Source organism: Pseudoalteromonas sp. 3D05 (assembly GCF_002723455.1).
Taxonomy (GTDB): Bacteria; Pseudomonadota; Gammaproteobacteria; order Enterobacterales; family Alteromonadaceae; genus Pseudoalteromonas.
Map to the genome: position 1 here is coordinate 1 of NZ_PDUS01000034.1, position 20293 is coordinate 20293.

The following is a 20293-nucleotide window of genomic DNA, read 5'->3' on the forward strand; positions in this document are numbered from 1 at the left end:
AACGCGTTTTATGTGATAGTGAAACAAGCGAAGAAGTTAATATAACTAAAGTAGATAAGATTACTTTATTATCAGAAATTCCAAATTTTAGTAAGTTTGATTAAATCGAACTTACACCAAATTTGCTTGGTGACAATAGCGTTTTGGACCCACCTGACCCCATGCCGAACTCAGTAGTGAAACGAAACAGCGCCGATGATAGTGTAGCATTTGTTATGTGAAAGTAGGTCATCGCCAGGCTCCAAATAAGAGAAACCCGTTACAGCAATGTGACGGGTTTTTTGTTGTCTGAAATAAATTAGAGCTTTCAGCTTTAAGCCGTCAGCTATCAGCTGCACAGCGTCAACTTATACACCGTAGCGTGGGTTGAGTATTACGAAACCCACTGATAAAAGAACACGACAGAGGATGAGATGTAGCATTTGTTATGTGGCTCTCTACCGCTGTGGGCACTACGCCATCCTACTGCGTAGCATTAGTTAAAGTATAGCTCTCTTCTTTAAGCCTCACAGCGTCAACCTGACCACCGTAGCGTGGGTTGAGTATCTGACACCCACGGATAAGAGAACGCGAAGACCACTTCAGAGTCCAATATATCCCTTTAAAACAGGTTAAGTTTTGTTGTGGTTAATTGCAAAATTCACGACATGCTCGTATTTTTAAGACATAAAAAAACCGCTTAAAAGCGGTTTTATAGATTTGGTAGATACTTTTTATTTATACCCATTAGGATTATTACTTTGCCAACGCCAAGTGTCTTGCATCATAACATCTATACCACGTTCAGCTTGCCAATCTAGCTCTTTGAAGGCTTTTTCTGGTGCAGCATAACAGGCTGCGATATCACCTGGTCTACGTGGTGACAACTGGTAAGGAATTTCCTTACCGCAGGCTTTACTAAAAGCATTAAGCATTTCAAGTACTGAGTAGCCATTACCTGTGCCAAGATTATAAACATGTGCACCAGTATCTTGATCAATTTTGTTAAGTGCTTTTAAGTGGCCAAGCGCTAGATCAACTACATGAATATAATCTCGAACACCGGTACCATCCACGGTATCGTAGTCATCCCCAAACACGCCCAACTGCTGCAATTTACCTACAGCAACCTGTGAGATATATGGAAGTAGGTTATTTGGAATGCCATTAGGGTCTTCACCGATTAAGCCTGATTCGTGAGCACTCACAGGGTTAAAATAACGTAATATTGCAAAAGCAAATCGCTCATCAGATTTAGCGATATCTTGTAGCATCATTTCAACCATCAGTTTTGATGTGCCATAGGGATTTGTAGTGCCACCTACAGGAAAGTCTTCTTTAATAGGCAAGCTTGCTGGGTCCCCATAAACAGTGGCAGATGAGCTAAAAACAAGTTTAAATACACCAGCATCTCGCATTGCATCCACTAATGTGAGGGTGCCTTGAACATTGTTTTGATAATATTCAATTGGCTTTTCAACTGATTCACCAACGGCTTTAAGCCCTGCAAAATGTATTACACTATCAATATTATGCTTATTAAAAACACCATCTAGAAAATTCCTATCAAGAATGTCACCTTGATAAAACTGCGTGCTTTTACCTGTTATCGTTTTCACTCTGTTTAGTGACTCGAGCGAAGAGTTACTCAAGTTATCAATCACAACAACATCGCTATTTTGTGCTAATAACTCAACGACGGTGTGCGAACCGATATATCCTGCACCACCTGTTACTAAAATTGTCATGAAATCTCCATAAATAAGCTTAATTAAGCTAATTTCACCATAAAATACCTGCTATTACATGTTTTAAATTTATTATTTTTTTGCATCGAGTTTTTTACTGTATCTTTGATTACACATTTTATATAAATGATAACAATGATAGTAAAAAGGATTAAGCTATAGTTAAGTTGTAGCTGCTAATATTTTAATCAAAGTCATCCCGAGTGTTTTTGGAGAATAATATATGAATACATTAAAAAAAATTGCTGTGGCAATGTTTGTTTTAGTTCCTGCATTTGCACACGCGGGTGAAGCGGTCGTTAAGTGGCATGATTTTGATGATTATCGTGACGTGCGCCCTTCTAATGATGTTAAGGGGGCTTATCATAAACGTATTGCCGCTAGTTTTGAGAAGCATTTTAATAAACTTGCTGCAAAACTACCTAAAGATTATAAGTTTAATGTTGAGGTGACTGAGCTTGATTTAGCTGGTGATGTGCAGTTTGGAGGCATGAATGAGTTTAGAATTATTAAGCCAATTTATATTCCTCGTATTGAATTTAAATACTCTGTAACTGATAAAGACGGGCAAATTTTGAGTGAAAATAACAATGTTTCACTAAAAGATATGGGCTTTATGGATAGAATTAAAAGAGGACGTGATGAAGAGTTTTACTATGATAAACGCATGATCACTGAATGGTTCGATAAAGAGCTAATCCCTAAAGTAGATCCACAATAATGTATTTAAAGCGCTGACTTTTTTAAGCAAGCGCCTTTAAAATTATTTGAACGTTGATAATAATTGTAATAACTTTTGAAGTTTAAGTACTGTTGATTTGAGCTTTTCTTCATCTAAACCATCTGAGCTTAAACTCTCAACATCTGCGGCAACGTCTAGTACGTAAGGTTTGAAGCGTTTAGCTTCGAAATTGAAACCAGCGTCTGCAGGGAATAGTGCTTTGAATTTTCCATGACCTTGTTGTTGAAGGTCATCTAACTTTTTATCAGCATCAAGTGATTGACGATAAACGATTTTTAAGTTGGCATTAAGTTGCTCAATAATTGATTCCATTTTTTTCCTAAAGCTTTAACTTGCAATGCCGATATAGTACGTGGATTGCAAATAAATGTCAGGTATTGAACTATGAATATATCAGGTGGAAACCTTCCAGCGATGACTGGTGCAGGTGAAAGTGCTGAAGTTTACAGCGCCGCACTTGCTAAAAAGCAACAAAAAGCGGATGGTGCGGCTGCTCTCGCGCTGATTGAAGGCGCTGCAAACACTAGCGTAGCACAGACCCCCGCTAAATCTGTTACTGCAACTTTAGGCAACAACGTAAACGTCTACGTTTAAATCAGTTTTAGAACGATGGGGGTTTTACTTTGCTGCCCTCCAATTTCTCGAACGAGTTTAGGAACTAAAAATCCTGGCAATGCAATAAGCATATCTGCCATTATTTTACGTGCTTGTTTTTCTTCAATATCAAAGTGATTCGCCCCAGCTACTTTATCTAATAGGTAAAGATAATAATGTAATATGTCTGCATCAAATAATGCTTCACTTAATGCAATTTGTGCTGAGCTTGAATCATTCACATCTTTTAAGGTTACCGCTTGATTCAATAATGTTACACCCGTTTTTTTTTAATTGTTGCATTGCGATTTTAAAATCATCATCTATCTCATTGGCATGATTAATGTGATTTATAAAAACAATTTTTAGGGGGGAGTTTGCTAAACGCTGGCACAGTTCATTAGTGATGCGCGCTGGGATCACAACGGGGAAACGACTATTGACACGAATGCGCTTAATTTGCGGTAGCTGTTCAAGTTCATCCATAAACTAACTAATTGCATCATCTTTTGCCATCAGTGGGTCGCCCCCCGCTGAGTATATCCTCGTTAATATCACGGTCTGACTTTATATATTCTAGTGCGTCAAGCAAGCGGCGTTTGTTTAACTGATTTTCTTACTCTTCTAGCGGGTCGTTACTTAAACCGGTTTTTTCAATAAATTCATGATGGCGAGGCACTACCTGTAGTAAAAGTGGGTTATTCATATCGCCATGCCCAAAACTTTACATAAAATATTTTTGCTGCTAATTTGAACAATGTCAATAATAAGTATTTGATAGTTTATTGGTATCAAGCAGCAGGAACAATTGTTAATTGAACCTTTTTAAAGGGTAACGATAAGATTAAAGAATAATAATTAACTGCCTTGGTATCCAAATATGATCGCCATTTTAATAGTTCACAGGGAGAAGAGTATGAAAAGTTTAAAATTATTAACGTTAGCGCTGTGTTTAAGCCCTATCGGTTTTGCGCAAGCTGGTGAGTCGGTAATTAAATGGCAAGATTTTAACAATTACCGCGATGTGCGTGCAGCAAATCAATCACCTAAGTCTTTTGAAAAGCAAATAGCTATTAGCTTTGAAAAGCATTTTGCGAAATTAGCTGAAAAATTACCAAATGGATATAAGTTAAATGTAGAGGTTACAGATCTTGATTTGGCAGGTGGTATTGAATTTTCTGGTGCTAAAAAAGTAAGAGTAATTCAACCACTTCATTATCCACGGATAAAGCTTTCTTACACGTTAACTAATCCGCAGGGTGAAGTTGTGAATCACAATACTGAAGTGTCACTGAAAGATAGAGGATACTTAGACAGAATTAAGCGATCTAGCTCCAGATCATTTTATTATGAAAAACGTTTAGTAACTAACTGGTTTAATTCAAAAGTTTTATCTACAGTAAGCTAAATATAGCAAAGATTAAATTTAAAAATGCCGATAAGTTATATCGGCATTTTGTATTTCAAGTTAAACAAAATTAAGCATCAATTTTTTAGTTATTTAAAAGTGGCGAGTAAAGTAAGTAACGGTCAAAATTTAATTACAGCAGTTTTTTAACTGTTCTTTGCTAAAACCATCGGTTGATAAGTTTTCTACCTCGGCTACAGCATCTATTCCATAGAGGTTAGCGCTTAGCTTCAAAGTCATATTCAGCTTCCTTCCCAAATAAGGCTTTAAATTTACCAGCGATGACTGGTGCAGGTGAAAGTGCAGAGGTATACAGTGCTGCACTTGCTAAAAAGCAACAAAAAGCGGATGGTGCGGCTGCTCTCGCGCTGATTGAAGGCGCTGCAAATACTAGCGTAGCACAGACCCCCGCTAAATCTGTTACTGCAACTTTGGGCAACAACGTAAACGTGTACGTTTAAATCAGTTTGAGATCGATGGGGGTTTTGCTTTGCTGCCCACCAATTTCTCGAACGAGTTTAGGCACTAAAAATCCTGGCAATGCAATAAGCATATCTGCCATTATTTTACGTGCTTGTTTTTCTTCTATATCAAAGTGACTCGCGCCAGCTACTTTATCTAATAGGTAAAGATAATAAGGTAATATGTCTGCATCAAATAATGCTTCGCTTAATGCAATTTGTGCTGAGCTTGAATCATTCACATCTTTTAAGATTACCGCTTGATTCAATAATGTTACACCCGCTTTTTTTAAGTGTTGCATTGCGGTTTTAAAATCATCATCTATCTCATTGGCATGATTAATGTGATTTATAAAGACTATTTTTAGGGGAGAGTTTGCTAAACGCTGGCACAGTTCATTAGTGACACGCGCTGGGATCACAACGGGAAGACGACTATGAATACGCATGCGCTTAATTTGCGGTAGCTGTTCAAGTTCATCCATAAACCAACTAATTGCATCATCTTTGGCCATCAGTGGGTCGCCGCCACTGAGAATAACTTCGTTGATATTACTGTCTGATTTTATATATTCTAATGCATCAAGTAAGCTGCGTTTGTTTAACTGATTTTCTTGATAAGGAAAATGACGACGAAAGCAATATCTACAATTCACCGCGCAGCCCGTCTTAAACATAACCAGAACTCTGGACTTATATTTATGGAGCAAGCCTGTTTGTGTATTGTCTTGCTCTGCTAGCGGGTCGTTACTAAAACCTTTTTTTTCAATAAACTCTTGATGGCGAGGCATGACCTGCAATAAAAGTGGGTCGTTAATATCACCATAGCGCATTTTTTTTATAAAAGGGACAGGTACGCGCACAGGGAATAAACTGCGAGCTTTTGTGTCCTTTTCATGTACTTGGCTTGAAAGCCCGACCATTTCTAGCAAGGTTTTTGGGCAAGTAACTACATTAGCTAATTCTTTTTGCCAGTTTTTATGCAAATTTGCTTCATTTCTTTGTATCATTGGTAAGTAGATTACTCGAAAAATTATTAGACAGAGGAAACGATGGCGAATTATAGCACTAATGAGTTCAAGGGCGGCCTAAAAATTATGATGGACGGCGAACCTTGCAGTATTTTAGAAAATGAAATGGTAAAACCTGGTAAAGGCCAAGCGTTTAACCGTGTTCGTATCCGTAAGCTTATCTCTGGCAAAGTGCTTGAAAAAACATTTAAATCAGGCGAATCAGTTGAAGGCGCTGATGTAATGGATACCGATCTTGCTTATCTTTATACCGATGGTGAGTTTTGGCATTTCATGAATAACGAAACGTTTGAGCAAATTGCCGCAGATGAAAAAGCGTTGGGCGATGCTGTTAAATGGCTCGTTGAAAACGACCTATGTACTATTACATTATGGAACGGCAGCCCAATCGCTGTAACACCGCCTAACTTTGTTGAGCTTGAGATCACTGAAACAGATCCCGGCCTAAAAGGTGACACTGCGGGTACTGGTGGTAAGCCAGCTACATTAAGCACAGGTGCTGTAGTACGTGTTCCTTTGTTTGTACAAATTGGTGAAGTAATTAAAGTAGACACTCGTAGTGGTGAATACGTAGGCCGTGTTAAGTAAGTAATAACACTGTTTAATAGAATCCCGGCTTTAGGCTGGGATTTTTTTTGGAGAAAATTATGTCAGCAGATCTTTGGGAGCAAAGTGCACAGGTTGCAACCTTGCAGCAACGAGCCGAAATTTTACGGGCCATTCGCGAGTTTTTTTATCAACGTAATGTAATGGAAGTTGAAACGCCTAGCCTAAGCGCAGCAAGTGTAACCGATATCCATCTGGCTAGCTTTAAAACTCATTTTGTTGGCCCTGGTCATGCTGCAGGACTCGATTTATACCTGCAAACATCGCCTGAATTTGCGATGAAACGGCTATTAGCGGCTAATAGTGGGGCTATTTATCAGATCTGTAAAGCATTTAGAAATGAAGAGGCAGGAAAGCATCATAATCCTGAGTTTACCATGCTGGAATGGTATCGCCCTGGGTTTGATGAGTTTGCATTAATGGATGAAATAGATGAGTTAATGCAGTTAGTTCTCGGTGTAATGCCCGCAGAGCGTTTAACTTATCAACGAGCTTTCGAACAAGTACTGGGTCTTGATCCGCTAACGGCTTCACTCTATCAATTACAGCAACTTGCCATAGAGCAAGGTTTTGCTGATATTGCTGCAGATGAAACCCACCGAGATACATTATTACAATTGTTATTCTGCATGAAAGTTGAGCCTACGATAGGCCAAGATAGACCTTGCTTTGTATACCACTTTCCAGCCTCTCAAGCCGCTTTAGCAAGCATTTGTGAGCACGATGAGCGCGTTGCTGGGCGGTTTGAGTTGTATTATCAGAACATGGAGCTGGCGAATGGCTTTAATGAGCTTACAGACGCTCAGGAGCAAGCGAAAAGGTTTATGGATGATAATGTCTATCGTAAAGCAAATAACTTACCAGAAGTGCCTATAGACTCGCGCTTAATTAAAGCGCTAGAGCATGGCTTGCCGCAATGTGCAGGTGTCGCACTTGGGATTGATAGGTTAGTGATGTTAGCGACACAAAAACAAACAATAAAAGAAGTCATCGCATTTGATGTAGATAGGGCTTAATTGAAGAGCTAGGTACTAGGTAACTAGATGCTAGGAAATCCTAGTACCTAATAACCTAGCACCTATTAATTACAATTCGTATATGAACGTAACACCTGCAACCATTGGCTCACCAAATTGGGTGTAGGTATGTGTTTGCCAGCCGTCAGTTGGATCATTACCAAATTCGAAACCACGAGTAGGCACTTCTTCATCAAACACGTTACGCGCCCATGCACGTATTGACCACATATCCGCCTCGTAACCTGCAGTGAAGTTAACTAAGTTAACACTCGGAGCTTGCGAGTTGTGGCTATCAGAGAAATAGTAATCATCTTTGCCTTCAACACCTATGGTCGCAAACAACTCGTTGGTAAAGTTGTAACGGGCAGTAAATGCGTATTGATATTTAGGTGATTGTGCTTGCTCGCGGCCATCTTGGTCTAAACCTGACTTTGCAACAAAATCGTTGATTTTAGTATTTAAATAACCAGCACTACCAGTCAAAAATAGATCATCGGTTAACTGATAACTACCTTCAATTTCAAGGCCGTAGTTTTCACCCGAACTTGCGTTATCCACATAACCAGTAAACTTTTGGCCTTCTACTTGCCATGCTTTAAGCTGCATATCTTCGCGATACATATAGAATGCAGCTAAGCGAAGGACGAATTTGTCATCTAATGAGCTTCCTTTAACACCAAACTCACCGCTCCACAGATACTCAGGTGCAAAACTTGTATGATTTTGGAAAAAGTCGGCATCGAGGTTTAGTCCATCGTCTTTCGCTTTAGCCAGTGCTTCTGAATTAATACCACCGGCCTTGTAACCACGGGTCAGGCTTGTGTAGATCATGGTGCGGTCAATAACTTGATACTCAAGGGCTAATTTACCACCAACCATAATATCGTCAGTATCATTAATAAAGCCATTGTTATCAGTGTAATCACCTTGGTACTGCTCAACACGTAGGCCGGTAACTAAAGTGGTCTTATTACCAATTGGTGTCGCTAATTGACCGTAAGCTGCAATGTTACGCGTTTCGTAAGTTGATAAAAATGGGTTTGCAAGCCAAGTGTATTGGCGTTCTAAATCAACATCTCGGCCTTGGTAATAAAGCCCTGCGACCCAGTTTCCACCTTTACCGTTAAATTGTAGCTCAGCGGCTTGGTCTTGACGATCACGCAAGTAAACATCTGTCGAGCTATAACCCTCAGGATGAATGCCAGCAGCACACAGAGTTGGCTTACTAGTATCATTACACACCCAATCTTCATCAAAGCTGTAAAGGAGGTCACTATCAATACCAGATAGGTTTAAACTAACGTCAAATAAATCAAAGCCAGTGTAAATATTGGCAAGGCCAACAGCAATACTCTCTTGGTTATCCTGGCCTGGCTCATCAGCGACGCTGTTACGGCTGTTATCAAGGGTAAATGCGTCATAGCCGTTGTTGATATCAATGTAATGAACGCTTAGTTCTGAGCGTAAATGATCGCTAAGTTGGCTTTGTAATTTAAAGCGGCTAACCATTTCGTCTTGCTGTTGTGTTGGTCTATTTAGGTATAAGTTATCTTGGTAGCCATCAGACTCACGCTGGTAAATGCTACCGCGTATCGCTGTAGTGTCAGTAATGCCAACGCCTGCAGCTACACCAGCTTCATAACTGTTGTAGTTACCCGCCCCAAGCTGCACTTTTACACTTGGATCGAGTGTCGGGTCAGCTGATTCCATTTGAATCATACCCGCCATGCCATCAGCACCAAAGCGAGTACCTTGCGGGCCGCGATAAATTTCAATTTGGTCTACATCAAATAGTAATGCGCTGCCACCGAGTCCTGAGTAGTTAATACCATCAATAACTAATCCAACGGATGGATTAATAGGATCAACAAATTGAGAGCGTAAGCCCACACCCCTTATTTGAATATAGCGTCCGCGAGATGCTCCAGCACTAAAGTTTACATTGGCAGCACTGGCAAGCATTTCATCTAAGAATGTGGCACCACGGTCATTAATTTCGTGCTCACTGAATAAACTCGCACTAGCGCTTAATGTTTGAATGCTTTCTTTTTGGAAGTCTCCAGTGACCACTATTTTTTCAAGGTCGGTATCTTCAGCAAGCGCTGGAACGCTCAATAATGGTAATAGTGCAGCAGTAATTAAAGGCAGACGTAGTTTCATTCGGTTTCTTAACTCCATTTCAGGGACGTGCATGATAACAACTATTCTCATTAAAGTCGTGATACCAGCTGTATAAATATGCTATAAACGCGCACAGTATACATAATTAGGAATATTAATATGACCTTTAAAGTGGATTTTAAAGTGCGTGATTATGAATGTGATCTGCAAGGAATTGTAAATAACAGTGTCTACTTTAACTATCTTGAACATGCTCGTCATGAGTTCTTACATGCCAATGGTATTGATTTTGCTAAACTTGCTCGCGATAAAATAAATCTAGTAGTCATGCGTAGTGAAATGGATTATAAGCAATCACTTAAACCAGGTGATGAATTCTATGTAGTAGTAGAGCCTGAGCGCATTAGTCGCTTAAAATTTGGTTTTCGTCAAACTGTCATACGTAAACATGATGATAAAGTAATGCTTAAAGCGTTGGTAATAGGTACTTCTGTGAATGAGCAGGGTCGTCCTTTTTTACCAGAAGAAATTGATAAGGTGTTTCAATTAGCCTAAATAAGCTTTGGTATTGAAAGTTTATTACTATCTTAGAACAATTTTTTACATTAAAAACATGCATTATTAACGGTATCTATGGTCAATTATTGTTATTATGTTCCGATTGAATTTTAGGTTAATAATTACATGAAATTAGCAGCAATACCGATGCTTATTATCGGTCTTTGTATTGGCTGCTCATCGACAGGGACAGTCACCAGTGAGCAATTAAAATACACTAAGTGGCAACTATCACGTGTAGATGGTTTAGTAATTCCTGCGTCATATAGCGCGTCGTTAAGTTTTATTGAAGCATTGCAAGTTAATGGCTTTGCCGGTTGTAATAAGTTTTTTGGTGAAGGTGATTTAACTAATAACCAGCTAAGTATTAATAAACTCGGTATGACGAGAAAATCATGTGGCGAGCAACTCGATCAATTTGAGCAACAGCTATTAGATTCGCTAAAGCAAGGTGCGCAAGTTCAGTTGCAATCGCAGCAGCTGATTTTAAATGGCGAGCAAACTTTTGTGTTTATTCCTGCAAGTTAACCGCTTGCAGGCTTACACCATCTAACGTACACTCAACCTCGAAATCAAAAGAATTTTACTTGTCGGAGTGCCTTGAGTATTAACTTAAAGGCTGAGATCGCGAAAGCGGGATCCGTGAACCTGATCAGGCTAACACCTGCGTAGGGAACAAGCTGCCTTTACTGGTGCTTGTGCGCCATGTTTTGGCCACAAGTACTGTGGCTGCCAAGGTTGGTAGTATATGAATAATACCAATCTACGATCCATGTAGCACTTGCTACTCTCTATTGCGTTTGCAATATCTGACAAGACAACCCTTTTAGCAATGAGGTAAGTCATGTCAAACACATCAAATAAACCGTCTCGCCGCGAAACTCGTGCGGCTGCATCAGATTATATTTATAACCTTACAGGGCAACCATTCCCAAGTTCTCATAAAGTGTATGTTGAAGGCACGCAAGAAAATGTACGTGTGGGTATGCGTGAAATCACCCTAAGCGACACTTTTGTAGGTGGTACAGATGAGAACCCAATCTATGAGCCGAATGAACCGCTACGCGTATATGATACATCGGGGCCTTATACCGATCCTGAATTTACGCTTGATGTGCGTAAAGGGTTAGATAAATACCGTGAACAGTGGATTGAAAGCCGCGACGACACTGAGATATTAGAGTCAGTGACGTCTAAGTTTTCACAGCAACGTATGGCCGATGAAGGGCTCGATCATATTCGCTTTGAACACCTTCCTAAAATACGCCGTGCTAAAGCAGGTAAAAACGTCACGCAAATGCACTATGCACGCCAAGGAATTATCACCCCTGAAATGGAATATGTGGCTGTACGTGAAAATATGGGGCGGGCAGAAATCCGTAAAGAGCTATTAGCTGAGCAACACAAAGGCGAGTCATTCGGGGCGAGTATTCCTGAGTTTATTACTCCAGAATTTGTGCGTGATGAAATCGCTCGTGGCCGTGCCATATTACCAAATAACATCAATCACCCTGAAACAGAACCCATGATAGTTGGCCGTAACTTTTTAGTTAAGGTGAATGCAAATATTGGTAATTCATCGGTAAGTTCATCTATCGAAGAAGAAGTTGAAAAAATGGTTTGGTCAACCCGTTGGGGCGCCGACACGGTAATGGATTTATCAACTGGGCGCTATATTCATGAAACGCGTGAGTGGGTAGTACGTAACTCACCAGTACCAATTGGTACCGTACCGATTTATCAAGCGCTTGAAAAAGTAAATGGTGTAGCAGAGGATTTAACGTGGGAGATATTCCGCGATACTCTGATTGAACAAGCTGAGCAAGGCGTTGATTACTTTACTATTCACGCAGGTGTGTTACTTCGATATGTACCAATGACAGCCAAACGTGTGACGGGCATCGTATCACGTGGTGGGTCTATTATGGCGAAGTGGTGTTTAGCACACCATAAAGAAAACTTCCTATACACTCACTTTGAAGATATCTGCGAGATTTTAAAACAATACGATGTCTGTTTTTCACTCGGTGATGGCCTGCGCCCAGGTTCTATTGCGGATGCTAACGATGAAGCGCAATTTAGTGAGCTGCGTACGCTAGGTGAGCTTACAAAAATAGCCTGGAAACACGATGTACAAGTATTCATTGAAGGCCCAGGTCATGTGCCAATGCATATGATCAAAGATAATATGGAAGAGCAGCTTAAGCATTGTGACGAAGCGCCTTTTTATACTTTAGGCCCATTAACGACTGACATCGCCCCAGGTTATGATCACATTACGTCGGGTATTGGTGCGGCGCAAATTGCTTGGTATGGCTGTGCCATGTTGTGTTACGTAACACCTAAAGAGCACTTAGGCTTACCAAATAAAGAAGACGTTAAAGAAGGCTTGATTACCTACAAAATAGCAGCGCATGCTGCGGATTTAGCTAAAGGCCACCCTGGTGCACAAGAGCGTGACAATGCGTTATCTAAAGCGCGTTTTGAGTTCCGCTGGCATGACCAATTTAATATTGGCTTGGACCCTGAGCGTGCCCGTGAATATCATGATGAAACTTTACCGCAAGAGTCAGGCAAAGTAGCGCATTTTTGTTCTATGTGTGGACCAAAGTTCTGTTCAATGAAAATCACCCAAGAAGTCCGCGAATACGCCAAAGATCTCGAATCGCGTGGTATCGACCCTAATAATGTGGGAGATGCGATTGAAATTAAAATGGTCGATGTGGAAGCGCAAATGAAAGCGAAATCTGAAGAGTTTAAGCAAACAGGCTCAGAGATTTACCACAAAGCGATATAAGCGAAGGAGCTAGGTGCTAGGGAAGAGATTAGGCTCTAGGATGTTGTTAACCTAGAACCTAGAACCTAGAACCTATAGGGATTCTTATGTCTTACAATATTGCGGTGGTCGGGTTTGGCTTAACAGGGCGCTTGGCGGCGCTTGAATTAAGCTTAGCGCATAATGTGACCGTGTATGAAGCTGATGACGCTCAGGCGTTAAGTAGTGCTGGGCGTGTTGCTGCCGCTATGCTTGCGCCTTTAGCTGAATCAGTATTGTGTGAACAAGACTTGGCGCTAATGGGGCTTGACTCAATAAGTCGTTGGCCGGGAATTTTAGCGCAGCTTGACGATACTGTATTTTTTCAGCAGCAAGGCACGCTGGTGGTTGCTCATCAACAAGATAGAGGCGACTTACAGAGCTTTACTGAACGACTAAAACCGTTAGCTAATCACCATGCTCAGCAATTAAGTGGTGCACATATTAGTGAGCTTGAACCTGAATTATCTGGGCGCTTTAATCAAGGCGTTTACTTACCTTGTGAAGGGCAAATAGATAATCAGGCATTTTATCAAGCAAGCTTTAAAACGCTTAAAGCGCGCGGTGTGAAGTTCAATTTTGGTGAAAATATCAATTGTCAGCAGCTACAGCAGTCACATGATTACATTATTGATTGCAGAGGATTAGGTGCTAAAAGTGCGCAGTGTAAGTTGCGTGGTGTTCGTGGTGAAGTGATTCGCTTACATACGCCCGAGGTTAACCTGACGCGCCCTGTAAGGTTAATGCACCCACGCTACCCATTGTATATTGCGCCTAAACCAAATCATGAATACGTTGTTGGCGCGACCGAAATAGAATCGCAAGATAATGGACCTGCAACGGTACGCTCAACCCTTGAGTTGTTATCGGCGGTGTATACGGTACATAGTGGGTTTGCTGAAGCACGTATTATCAACATTCAAACAGGTTTGCGCCCCGCATTTAGTGATAATCGCCCACAAGTAAAACACCAAGGTAACGTGATCAGTATTAATGGTTTATACCGACATGGCTACTTACTTGCACCAAGCTTAGTGGCTGAAGCGGTTTCACTCATTAAATAGGTTTAAAAATGAAAATAACAATTAACGGTCAGCCGTTTGAAACTGCCGAGCAAAATACGCTCGCAAATGTATTGATAGAGTTTGATGCTAAAGAGCCTTTTGCTGTGGCATTAAATGGCGACTTTGTGCCTCGAAGTCAAGTTCAGGCTACCGTGTTAAAGCAAGATGATAGTGTAGAGCTGTTATCGCCAATTCAAGGGGGTTAGTATGCATGATCCTATTGATGATAGCTTTAGTATTTATGGTGAACAAGTAACAAGTCGTTTGTTAATTGGTTCTGCATTGTATCCATCTCCTGCGATTATGGCTGATTCAATCAAGGCATCTGGTGCACAAGTGGTTACTGTATCGCTGCGTCGCCAGCAAAATGCAGCTGCCGGGGATGATTTTTGGCAACTGATAAAAGATACTGGTTTAAAGATTTTACCCAATACAGCAGGGTGTCACAGTGTTAAAGAGGCGGTAACACTTGCACAAATGTGTCGTGAAGTATTTGCGACTGACTGGATAAAGCTCGAATTGATAGGGGATGAATATAATCTTCAGCCAGACCCATTTGCGTTGCTAGAGGCGACAAAAATACTGATGGATGATGGTTTTAAAGTATTACCTTATTGCACCGATGACTTAGTACTGTGCCAGCGTTTAGCTGATGTCGGTTGTGAGGTACTAATGCCGTGGGGAGCGCCAATAGGCACAGGTAAAGGGTTATTAAACCAATACAATTTAAAGACTATACGCGAGCGACTACCCGAACTAACACTGATTGTTGATGCAGGCCTTGGTTTGCCCTCTCATGCCTGCCAAGCACTCGAGCTTGGTTATGATGGCGTGTTGTTAAATTCGGCTATTGCAGGGGCGGGTTGCCCTGTTACCATGAGCCACGCCTTTAAAGCGGCGGTTGATGCTGGGCGCTTTGCTTATAAAGCCAAAGCCATGCCAGAAAAAGACGTGGCCGCACCATCAACACCCACTATGGGTATGCCCTTTTGGCATCAAACGTAATAAATTAGGAATAACGATGAATCAAGTTGTTTGGACAATCGCTGGCTCTGACTCTGGCGGTGGTGCAGGTATTCAAGCCGATATAAAAGCCATGCAAAGTTTTGGCGTGCATGGCTGTACAGCCATTACAGCGCTTACAGCACAAAATAGTTTAGGGGTTGAATCGCTAAACCCCATTTCAACTGAGGTGATTGAATCACAACTACTTGCTTTGGCCAGCGACATGAAAGCAAGCGTGATTAAAATAGGTATGCTCGCCAACGTACAGCAAATACAGTTAATTAGTGAGCATATTAAGCATTATCAAGCCACATGGCCAACACCTCCTTTAGTGGTTTATGACCCGGTCGCTATTGCTAGTAGTGGTGATTTACTCACTGAAGAAGATACCGTCAGCGCAATAAAAGAATGTTTATTGCCGCTGGTGGATGTAATCACCCCAAACACCCACGAAACCCAACTATTAACGGGTGTTTATTTAATTGGCCCAAGCGCGGTTATTGAAGCGGCTGAAAAGCTGCAAAGCTGGGGAGCAAAAGCCGTGGTGATCAAAGGAGGACATTGGGATTACCCAAGTGGCTACTGCATAGATTATTGCCGCGAAAACGCCGCTGATGCTACAAATGAGTACTGGTTAGGTAATGAAAAAATAGCTACACCGCATAGTCATGGTACAGGTTGTAGCATGGCGTCTGTTATTGCGGCGTGCTTAGCAAAACAATACCCTCTTAAAGATGCATTTATTTTAGCAAAAGCATATATCAACCAAGGCTTAAAAGCAGCTGTGCGTTATGGCGAAGGTATTGGACCCGTCGCACAGACCTGTTTCCCACAAAATATTGATGATTACCCTCAAGTGATTGAAGCGGGAAGCTGGCTTGGTAATGAGTTGGATTTTGATGCGCCGAATGAGTTTACTATGGCCGCTAACTTTGCAGCGTGTGAAAGTAAACAACTTGGCTTATACGCGGTCGTTGATTCTGTTGATTGGCTAGAAAAATGTTTAGCGCAAGGCATTAAAACTGTGCAGTTACGTATCAAACAGGGCAGTGAAACCGAGCTTGATACTGCCGTGGCAGCCGCCGTTACCCTTGGTCAAAAATATCAAGGTAACGTGTATATAAACGATCATTGGCAATTGGCAATTAAACACGGTGCTTACGGCGTACATTTAGGCCAAGAAGATTTGTTAAAGGCGAACCTAGTCGCTATTAAAGAGGCCGGTTTGCGCTTAGGGCTTTCGACTCATGGTTTTTATGAAATGCTCCGCGCACATAATTATCGGCCAAGTTATATGGCGTTTGGCGCTATTTATCCAACCACCACCAAAGATATGACCGGGCAAATTCAAGGTCTTGAAAAGCTCAAACACTTTGTGCCGTTAATGCAAGATTACCCGACAGTGGCGATTGGTGGCATAGACTTACCCCGTGCCAGTGAAGTGGCTGCAACCGGTGTTGGGAGTGTCGCCGTAGTAAGAGCCATTACCGAAGCTGATGATTATCAAAAAGCTATTGCTGACTTACAAAGTGCCATAGGTCAATAAATAATGAGTGAGTTATCTGACAAAGAGCAGCTGCGTTATAGCCGCCACTTAATGCTCAAAGAAGTGGGTCATGCAGGGCAGTTAAAGTTAAAAGCTGGCCATGTGGTGGTGGTTGGTGCGGGCGGTTTAGGTAGCCCAGCACTATTATATCTAGCTGCCTCTGGCGTGGGAGAGCTCACTTTACTGGATGACGATAAAGTTGAGCTTTCTAACTTGCAACGTCAAGTGCTCTACAAAGTAAATCATTTAGGGCAAGCCAAAGTATGCGCCGCTGGTAAAGTGCTTGGCAGTTTGAATAATCAAATCACAGTAAATACAATCGAGCAGCAATTAACTGATCAAAATGCCGAGCATATTTTTACCGGGGCTACCTTGGTGCTTGATTGCAGTGATAACTTTACAACGCGTTATACGGTGAATCGTTTTTGTTTAAAGGCAGGGATTCCGCTGATATCAGGTGCGGCGATAGCCAGTGAAGGGCAGTTAATGTGTTTTGATTTTCGAGAGACCGATAGCCCATGTTACAGCTGCTTGTTCCCAGAGCAACCAACAGAGCATGCGTTAAATTGTGATAATGCTGGCGTATTAAGCCCCTTACTGGGCGTGATTGGCTCTATGCAGGCATTGTTGGCTATTAACTTGATACTGGGTCACCACAAGGGGAGTCAGTTTGTACGCTTTGATGGATTGAGTTTGACGCAACAGCAGTTTAAATTAACTAAAACGCCCGAATGCACTGAGTGTGGAAGAGACTAAAAGCGCGAGCTAACACTCGCGCTTGTTATTGCTTAATTGTTTAATTATTTATTGTGGCAAATGGTGTGCCCATACGGGTTACCGTTTCAGGTTGCTGATCAGCTAAGATTTCTGCCTGATTAGCACCCCAGGCTAAAATAACCGTAGAGCCAAGCTTAAAGCGGCCCATTTCTTCACCTTTTTTCAAGGTGATTGCGTTATCGCCCGTAGTTGGGTAATTCCAACTAAATACGTCTTTCCCTGCTGGTGGTGTTACCGTACCAGCCCAAACAGTTTCAATACTGGCTACTATCGTCGCACCGACTAATACCATCGCAAGAGGGCCTATCTCGGTATCAAAAATTGCGACTACACGCTCATTACGTGCAAACAAGTTAGGCACATTTTGTGCTGTAAGCGGGTTTACTGAAAATAAATCACCAGGCACGTAAATCATTTTGCTCAATGTGCCGTCTATAGGCATATGAATACGGTGATAATCTTTTGGCGCTAAATAAATCGTCGCAAACTCACCACCTAAAAATGGCGCTGTGTCTTGCTCTGAGCCGCCAAGTAATGCCTGTAAGCTGTAGTCGTGACCTTTAGCTTGAATAAGTTGGCCGTCAACAATTGCACCAAGTTGGCTAATTGCACCATCCACAGGATGAGCGATTATGTCACTTTCGTTATTTAATGGGCGTACGCCCTCTTTAAGCGGGCGGGTAAAAAACTCATTAAAGGTTTTGTAATGAGCGGGATCTGAATATTGTGCCTCGCTCATATCTATTTTGTATTGCTTAATGAATAATTTGATTAACCACGTTGTTAAGCCACCAAGTCGTGCAGCCGCTAATTTCCCTACCATGCGCGATAGAAAATGTTTTGGCATTGCATATTGCATGGTAATTTTGAATTTATCTAAACTCACTTGTTTCTTCCTAAATTATACGCGCGGAGCACGAGCTCCAGCACGGCCATCGGCCATTGTTTCTAAAATTCGGTGGTAACTATCAAAGCGCAGCTCTGAAATATCACCATCATCAACCGCTTGGCGAATAATACAGCCAGGGTCGTTTAAATGTTTACAGTCGCGAAAGCGGCAACCGCCAATAAATTCGCGGAATTCTTTAAAGCACCAAGTTACACGTTCAACCTCTAAGTGCCATAAGCCAAACTCTCTAATACCAGGAGAATCGATAAGGTTACCACCTGAAGGTAAATGGTGTAACCGCGAAACTGTCGTTGTATGTTGACCAAGACCACTGTTTTCAGAGACTTCTTTAGTCAAGATTTCAGCATCAGGCAGTACGGTATTGACCAGTGTTGACTTGCCAACACCACTTTGACCAACAAAAATGCTATTTTTACCCACTAATGTTTGCTTTAAAGCATCTATGCCTTGTGCAGTTTTATTACTCACCAACAAAACTTGGTAACCGAGTTTACGGTAGATGTCGAGTACTTCCTCAATAGCTTTAAGGCCTTTTTCGTCGATAAGGTCTATTTTATTGAGCACTAAAATAGGCTCAATCCCCATATCTTCACAAGCCACTAAATAGCGGTCGATAATATTTGCTGTAAACTCAGGTAATACCGCAGAAACCATTAATATTTGATCAATATTAGCCGCGACGACTTTAACGCCATCGTAAAAATCGGGGCGTGTTAATTGTGAGCGGCGCTCATGCATCGCCTCAATAACGCCCGCAATATCGCCTTCGCTGACTTTTGCTCGGCGAAATTGTACTTCATCACCGCAAACAATACCCTTAACAGTACGACGAATATTACAGCGCAGCACATCGCCATTATCGGTTTCGATGTCGGCATGTTGACCAAAACGACTAATTACCACGGCATTTTCAGCAGGGCCTAAATTGTCGTTCTGTAGTTGCTCGTTAGTCCCTTTGGCTGACTTATCGTCGGCATTGGACAAGCGTTTTTGATGATTAGCCTTGATCCTACGGGATTGGCCTTTACTTAATTTCTTCTGTTTTGCCACTTTTGGCCTATAACTTAGTTAAATGTCGCGCTTTTTGAAAAAAAAGCTTTAGGTCGACTGATGATACTAATATGATATATCTAAATGCGTTAGATCTAAAGGAAAGCACCGCAAGGTAATTATGTCTTTTCATAAATCAAATCTGATTTGGCTCGACCTCGAAATGACAGGTCTAGAACCAAGTACAGACAAAATACTCGAAATAGCGACTGTTGTCACCGATAGTGAGCTAAACATCTTGGCTGAAGGCCCAACAATTGCTATTCATCAAAGCGATGAATTGTTAGATGGGATGGATGAATGGTGTACCACTCAACACGGTCAATCAGGGCTTACGGCTCGCTGTAAGGCAAGTACTTATGATGAAGCTTACGCCGTTGATCAAACCATTGAGTTTTTAAAGCGATGGGTTCCTGCTGGTGCATCGCCCATGTGTGGAAACTCTATTGGTCAAGACCGACGCTTTATGAATAAGTATATGCGTGAGTTGGAAGATTACTTCCATTACCGTAACTTAGACGTGAGCACTATTAAAGAGCTGGCTAGACGCTGGAAACCCGAAGTTTTAGCGCAAGTGAACAAAAAAGGCTCACACCTTGCACTTGATGACATTAAAGATTCCATAATGGAGTTGAAAGTCTACCGAGAAAAATTCTTTAATTTGTAAAAAACACTTGCAAACACATCGAATTATTGTAGAATCCTGCCCCGCTTAAGACGATAACCCCCGCGGGGTTAGTGTACTTAAGCTGATTGAAATTAGAAGATGCGGCACTAGCTCAGTTGCCAGAACGTTTTACCGCGACTTGTCGCGCGCCAACGGACAAATTACTGACTACTTTGAATGCGGCACTAGCTC

The 20293-nt window shown here is 41.5% G+C and carries 21 protein-coding genes, 1 rRNA gene, 1 pseudogene and 1 riboswitch; of the genes and pseudogenes, 16 read left to right on the forward strand and 7 right to left on the reverse strand.

What is annotated here, in order from left to right; translation table 11 throughout:
- Positions 1 to 125: 125 nt before the first annotated feature.
- Positions 126 to 240: ribosomal RNA gene (gene rrf / locus CSC79_RS19580) — 5S ribosomal RNA — on the forward strand.
- A gap of 473 nt (positions 241 to 713) precedes the next feature.
- Here rrf and galE read toward each other — a convergent pair.
- A complete protein-coding gene (galE, locus tag CSC79_RS19585; protein ID WP_099297790.1) occupies positions 714 to 1727 on the reverse strand; it encodes a UDP-glucose 4-epimerase GalE in 1014 nt (337 codons plus the stop codon).
- Between the two features lie 223 nt (positions 1728 to 1950).
- On the opposite strand from galE, the gene CSC79_RS19590 reads away from it, so the two are divergent.
- Positions 1951 to 2448, forward strand: coding sequence for a DUF3016 domain-containing protein (locus CSC79_RS19590; protein WP_099297792.1), 498 nt, complete (start codon positions 1951 to 1953; stop codon positions 2446 to 2448).
- Positions 2449 to 2490: 42 nt separating this feature from the next.
- Here CSC79_RS19590 and CSC79_RS19595 read toward each other — a convergent pair whose 3' ends face one another.
- Positions 2491 to 2781 carry a prephenate dehydrogenase gene (locus CSC79_RS19595; protein ID WP_099297794.1) on the reverse strand — a complete coding sequence of 97 codons (291 nt, stop codon included), beginning with the start codon at positions 2779 to 2781 and terminating at the stop codon, positions 2491 to 2493.
- A 72-nt stretch (positions 2782 to 2853) separates the two neighbouring features.
- Here CSC79_RS19595 and CSC79_RS19600 point away from each other — a divergent pair, with 72 nt between their 5' ends.
- Positions 2854 to 3063 (forward strand): hypothetical protein, encoded by a 210-nt coding sequence (locus CSC79_RS19600; protein ID WP_099297796.1) that lies wholly within the window; start codon positions 2854 to 2856, stop codon positions 3061 to 3063.
- Here CSC79_RS19600 and CSC79_RS19605 read toward each other — a convergent pair.
- Positions 3060 to 3775: pseudogene (locus CSC79_RS19605) on the reverse strand (KamA family radical SAM protein); the annotation flags it as partial. The gene CSC79_RS19600 and the pseudogene CSC79_RS19605 overlap by 4 nt on opposite strands.
- A gap of 204 nt (positions 3776 to 3979) precedes the next feature.
- Here CSC79_RS19605 and CSC79_RS19610 point away from each other — a divergent pair.
- Positions 3980 to 4471, forward strand: coding sequence for a DUF3016 domain-containing protein (locus tag CSC79_RS19610; protein ID WP_099297798.1), 492 nt, complete (start codon positions 3980 to 3982; stop codon positions 4469 to 4471).
- Between the two features lie 281 nt (positions 4472 to 4752).
- The gene (locus tag CSC79_RS19615; protein ID WP_099297800.1) at positions 4753 to 4932 is read left to right on the forward strand and encodes a hypothetical protein; all 180 of its coding nucleotides are present in this window, start codon (positions 4753 to 4755) and stop codon (positions 4930 to 4932) included.
- Here CSC79_RS19615 and epmB read toward each other — a convergent pair.
- A complete protein-coding gene (epmB, locus tag CSC79_RS19620; RefSeq protein ID WP_099297802.1) occupies positions 4929 to 5942 on the reverse strand; it encodes an EF-P beta-lysylation protein EpmB in 1014 nt (337 codons plus the stop codon). The two genes, CSC79_RS19615 and epmB, sit on opposite strands and share 4 nt — an antisense overlap.
- A 42-nt stretch (positions 5943 to 5984) precedes the next feature.
- Between epmB and efp the strand changes: the two genes are divergently transcribed.
- The gene (efp, locus tag CSC79_RS19625) at positions 5985 to 6551 is read left to right on the forward strand and encodes an elongation factor P (RefSeq protein ID WP_099297804.1); all 567 of its coding nucleotides are present in this window, start codon (positions 5985 to 5987) and stop codon (positions 6549 to 6551) included.
- 59 nt (positions 6552 to 6610) lie between these two features.
- The gene (gene epmA / locus CSC79_RS19630; RefSeq protein WP_099297806.1) at positions 6611 to 7585 is read left to right on the forward strand and encodes an elongation factor P--(R)-beta-lysine ligase; all 975 of its coding nucleotides are present in this window, start codon (positions 6611 to 6613) and stop codon (positions 7583 to 7585) included.
- Positions 7586 to 7654: 69 nt separating this feature from the next.
- On the opposite strand, the gene CSC79_RS19635 is transcribed toward epmA, so the two are convergent.
- Positions 7655 to 9748: a TonB-dependent receptor gene (locus CSC79_RS19635; protein WP_099297808.1), complete on the reverse strand. Its 2094-nt coding sequence runs from the start codon at positions 9746 to 9748 to the stop codon at positions 7655 to 7657.
- Positions 9749 to 9868: 120 nt separating this feature from the next.
- Between CSC79_RS19635 and CSC79_RS19640 the strand changes: the two genes are divergently transcribed.
- The 8 genes from CSC79_RS19640 to CSC79_RS19675 all read left to right on the forward strand — a co-directional run bounded on the left by CSC79_RS19640 (position 9869) and on the right by CSC79_RS19675 (position 17453).
- Positions 9869 to 10264 (forward strand): acyl-CoA thioesterase, encoded by a 396-nt coding sequence (locus CSC79_RS19640; RefSeq protein WP_099297810.1) that lies wholly within the window; start codon positions 9869 to 9871, stop codon positions 10262 to 10264.
- A 129-nt stretch (positions 10265 to 10393) separates the two neighbouring features.
- Positions 10394 to 10795 (forward strand): META domain-containing protein, encoded by a 402-nt coding sequence (locus CSC79_RS19645; protein WP_237114071.1) that lies wholly within the window; start codon positions 10394 to 10396, stop codon positions 10793 to 10795.
- A 53-nt stretch (positions 10796 to 10848) separates the two neighbouring features.
- Positions 10849 to 10959: riboswitch (TPP riboswitch) on the forward strand.
- A 152-nt stretch (positions 10960 to 11111) separates the two neighbouring features.
- The gene (gene thiC, locus CSC79_RS19650; RefSeq protein WP_099297812.1) at positions 11112 to 13064 is read left to right on the forward strand and encodes a phosphomethylpyrimidine synthase ThiC; all 1953 of its coding nucleotides are present in this window, start codon (positions 11112 to 11114) and stop codon (positions 13062 to 13064) included.
- A gap of 86 nt (positions 13065 to 13150) precedes the next feature.
- Complete coding sequence (locus tag CSC79_RS19655) at positions 13151 to 14146, forward strand: FAD-dependent oxidoreductase (protein ID WP_099297814.1); 996 nt, start codon at positions 13151 to 13153, stop codon at positions 14144 to 14146.
- 8 nt (positions 14147 to 14154) lie between these two features.
- Positions 14155 to 14352: a sulfur carrier protein ThiS gene (gene thiS / locus CSC79_RS19660; RefSeq protein ID WP_099297816.1), complete on the forward strand. Its 198-nt coding sequence runs from the start codon at positions 14155 to 14157 to the stop codon at positions 14350 to 14352.
- A 1-nt stretch (position 14353) separates the two neighbouring features.
- Entirely contained in the window at positions 14354 to 15151 is a 798-nt protein-coding gene (locus tag CSC79_RS19665; RefSeq protein ID WP_099297818.1) for a thiazole synthase, read from the forward strand.
- A 16-nt stretch (positions 15152 to 15167) separates the two neighbouring features.
- Positions 15168 to 16697 carry a thiamine phosphate synthase gene (thiE, locus tag CSC79_RS19670; RefSeq protein ID WP_099297820.1) on the forward strand — a complete coding sequence of 510 codons (1530 nt, stop codon included), beginning with the start codon at positions 15168 to 15170 and terminating at the stop codon, positions 16695 to 16697.
- 3 nt (positions 16698 to 16700) lie between these two features.
- On the forward strand, positions 16701 to 17453 hold the full coding sequence (locus CSC79_RS19675; RefSeq protein WP_099297822.1) for a HesA/MoeB/ThiF family protein: 753 nt from the start codon (positions 16701 to 16703) through the stop codon (positions 17451 to 17453).
- A 40-nt stretch (positions 17454 to 17493) separates the two neighbouring features.
- Here CSC79_RS19675 and asd read toward each other — a convergent pair whose 3' ends face one another.
- On the reverse strand, positions 17494 to 18360 hold the full coding sequence (asd, locus tag CSC79_RS19680) for an archaetidylserine decarboxylase (protein WP_180270464.1): 867 nt from the start codon (positions 18358 to 18360) through the stop codon (positions 17494 to 17496).
- 15 nt (positions 18361 to 18375) lie between these two features.
- On the reverse strand, positions 18376 to 19434 hold the full coding sequence (rsgA, locus tag CSC79_RS19685; protein ID WP_099297824.1) for a small ribosomal subunit biogenesis GTPase RsgA: 1059 nt from the start codon (positions 19432 to 19434) through the stop codon (positions 18376 to 18378).
- 121 nt (positions 19435 to 19555) lie between these two features.
- On the opposite strand from rsgA, the gene orn reads away from it, so the two are divergent.
- Entirely contained in the window at positions 19556 to 20101 is a 546-nt protein-coding gene (orn, locus tag CSC79_RS19690; RefSeq protein ID WP_099297826.1) for an oligoribonuclease, read from the forward strand.
- Positions 20102 to 20293 lie beyond the last annotated feature (192 nt).